We start from the raw sequence: 2,783 nt of genomic DNA on the forward strand, positions 1-2,783 counted from the left end.
CGCCTCCCGCACGTCAGCCGGCGCGCAGCGCGGGCGCGATGACCGCGACGCGCAGGTGCACGCCGACCAGGTCGAGCTGCGTCCGCCGCCCGAGGAGGCGCGCGCGCAGGTCGGGCGCGTCGAGCACGCGCGAGGCGCCCGCGCCGTCGGCCGTCACCACGAACGGGAGCGCGCGCCGCAGCGCCACGCGCAGCGCCGCCAGGTCGGCCACGCGCATCCGCCGCCACCGCCGCGCCGCCAGCAGGCGGTCCACGCTCTTCGCCCCCATCCCCGGGACGCGCAGCAGCAGCTCGCGCGGCGCCGCGTTCACGTCCACCGGGAACAGCGCGCGGTGGCGCAGCGCCCACGCCGTCTTGGGGTCGAGCTCGAGGTCGAGGTTCGGCGCCTGCGGCGTCGTCAGCTCGCGCGCGTCGAAGCCGTAGAAGCGCACCAGCCAGTCGGCCTGGTACAGCCGGTGCTCGCGCACGAGCGGCGGCGACACGCTCGGCAGCACCGACGGCGAGTCGGGGATGGGCGAGAACGCCGAGTAGTAGACGCGCCGCAGCCGGTGCGCGCCGTACAGCGTCGTGGCCGCGTCGAGGATCGTCGCGTCGCTGGCGTCGGTGGCGCCGACGATCAGCTGCGTGCTCTGCCCCGCGGGGGCGAACGGAGCGGGGCCCTTCGGCGCGCGCTTCAGCGTCACCAGCTCGCGGTGCTCGTCGATCCCGCGGCGGATGGTCGTCATCGCGCCGCGGATCACGCCCAGGTCCTTGTCGGGCGCCAGCGCGGCCAGCGCCTCGGGCGTCGGCAGCTCGACGTTGATGCTCAGCCGGTCCGCCCACCGCCCCGCCTCGGCGACCAGCGCGGGGTCGGCGTGCGGGATCGTCTTGAGATGGATGTACCCCTGGAAGTCGTGCGCGACGCGCAGCGTGCGCGCCACCCGCACCAGCTGCTCCATCGTGTAGTCGGGCGACCGCACGATCCCCGACGACAGGAACAGCCCCTCGATGTAGTTGCGCCGGTAGAAGTCGAGCGTGAGGCGCACGACCTCCTCGGGGGTGAAGCGCGCCCGCTCGACGTCGCTCGACCGCCGGTTCACGCAGTACAGGCAGTCGTAGAGGCAGTAGTTGGTGAGGAGGAGCTTGAGCAGCGACACGCACCGCCCGTCGGGGGTGTAGCTGTGGCAGATCCCCATCCCCTCCGTCGACCCCACCCCCCCCGCCGTCGCCCGGCGCCCCTTCGACCCGCTGCTCGCGCACGACGCGTCGTACTTGGCGGCGTCGGCCAGCACGGCCAGCTTCTTCTCCAGATCCAACTCCACACCTCCCGGCCCGAAATCTTACCGAAAGGTAGAGCGGGAGTCGTCACGGCGGGAGTCGCCACAGCGGGAGCCGCAAGAGCGCACTGCGCCGTCACGACTCCCGCTATTTCGACTCCCGCAGTAGCGACTCCCGCCCCTCGTTATAGTTCTCCGCCCGCTCGACTCACGCGTCCCCCAGTAGAGATCCGATGCACGTCCAGTACGTCGCCGTGTGCGACCACGTCCTCGTCGGGGCCGACGGCAAGCCGTCGCTCATCGGCGTCTTCAGCGACATCCAGGCGGTCCAGGTCCCGGTGACGCTCCCGCGCCTGGCCTTCGCCGCGCGCATCCTCCTGACCGCCGAGGAGGCGGGGAAAACCTACAAGGTCGACCTGGTCATCTCCGACCCGAAGGGGAACGAGCTGGCGCGCCCGTCGGGCGAGATCGGCGTCCCGCCGGCCCCCCCGGGGATCGACTCGATGGCGATCGACCTCCCGATGCTGCTCGACATGTTCGGGCTCCCCGAGTTCGGCCGCTACACGTTCATGCTCGAGATCGACGGCGACCCGAAGGCCGGCGTGCAGATCGCCGTCCGGCAGGGGCAGCCGCAGATGGCGTAGGGACGACGGCGCGGCGGGCTGCGGGCTGCGGATTCAGAACCCGCAGGCCGCAGCCCGCAGCCCGCGGCGATCCTTTTCCATGCGCCTCGCCCTCCTCGCCGACGTCCACGGCAACCTGCGGGCGCTCGAGGCGGTGCTGCGCGACCTCGCGCGCGAGGCGCCGGACGCGGTCGTCGACCTCGGCGACTGCGTCGCGGGGCCGCTGCAGCCCGCCGACACGGCCGACCTGCTGATGGACCGCGGCTTCGTCACCGTCCGCGGCAACCACGACCGGCAGCTGGTCACGCTCGCGCCCGAGGACATGGGCGCCACCGACCGCCACGCCGACGCGCACCTCGCGCCGCGCCACCGCGCCTGGCTGGCGGCGCTCCCCGCGACCGCGGTCGTCGGCGAGGTGCTCTGCGTCCACGGCACCCCGGCCGACGACCTGGCCTACCTGCTGGAGGCGGTCGCCCCCACCGGCGCCGTCGCCGCCGCCCCGCCCGCGCTGGTCGCCGAGCGGCTGGGTCCGACCGCGCAGCGCATCGTCGCCTGCGGCCACACCCACGTCCCGCGCACGACCCTCGCCGCCGACGGCCGGCTGGTGGTGAACCCGGGGAGCGTCGGCCTGCAGGGCTTCGACTGGGACGTCCCGCACCCGCACCGCGTGTCGGTCGGCAGCCCGCACGCCCGCTACGCCCTGCTCGACCTCGGCGACGGCCCCCCGCGCGTGACGCACCGCGCCGTGGCCTACGACTGGGACGCGGCCGCTGCCGACGCGATGCGTGCTGGGCGCGCCGATTGGGCCCACGCCCTCTCCACAGGCTTTGCTGTGTAAGAACCAGGAGAACGGATGAGACGGATCAGATCTGGGCGATTATCAAAGATCTGGTAGCAGATTGGAG

3 protein-coding genes are annotated in these 2,783 nt (G+C 73.4%); 2 read left to right on the plus strand and 1 reads right to left on the minus strand.

All coding sequences use genetic code 11. The annotated features are described in order from the left end of the window. Positions 1-13: 13 nt before the first annotated feature. The gene (locus PYV61_RS23620; protein ID WP_275836327.1) at positions 14-1,300 is read right to left on the minus strand and encodes a putative DNA modification/repair radical SAM protein; all 1,287 of its coding nucleotides are present in this window, start codon (positions 1,298-1,300) and stop codon (positions 14-16) included. A gap of 188 nt (positions 1,301-1,488) precedes the next feature. Here PYV61_RS23620 and PYV61_RS23625 point away from each other — a divergent pair, with 188 nt between their 5' ends. Both PYV61_RS23625 and PYV61_RS23630 read left to right on the plus strand, forming a co-directional pair. Beyond that, positions 1,489-1,899 (plus strand): hypothetical protein, encoded by a 411-nt coding sequence (locus tag PYV61_RS23625; protein WP_275836329.1) that lies wholly within the window; start codon positions 1,489-1,491, stop codon positions 1,897-1,899. A 79-nt stretch (positions 1,900-1,978) separates the two neighbouring features. After that, complete coding sequence (locus PYV61_RS23630; protein WP_275836331.1) at positions 1,979-2,716, plus strand: metallophosphoesterase family protein; 738 nt, start codon at positions 1,979-1,981, stop codon at positions 2,714-2,716. Positions 2,717-2,783 lie beyond the last annotated feature (67 nt).

The sequence above is a fragment of the Roseisolibacter sp. H3M3-2 genome (assembly GCF_029211165.1).
Taxonomy (GTDB): Bacteria; Gemmatimonadota; Gemmatimonadetes; order Gemmatimonadales; family Gemmatimonadaceae; genus Roseisolibacter.

Bases quoted from the DNA above. Each gene is read 5' to 3' on its own strand.
- PYV61_RS23625 (WP_275836329.1), top strand. From the start codon at position 1,489: ATGCACGTCCAGTACGTCGCCGTGTGCGACCACGTCCTCGTCGGGGCC.
- PYV61_RS23630 (WP_275836331.1), top strand. From the start codon at position 1,979: ATGCGCCTCGCCCTCCTCGCCGACGTCCACGGCAACCTGCGGGCGCTC.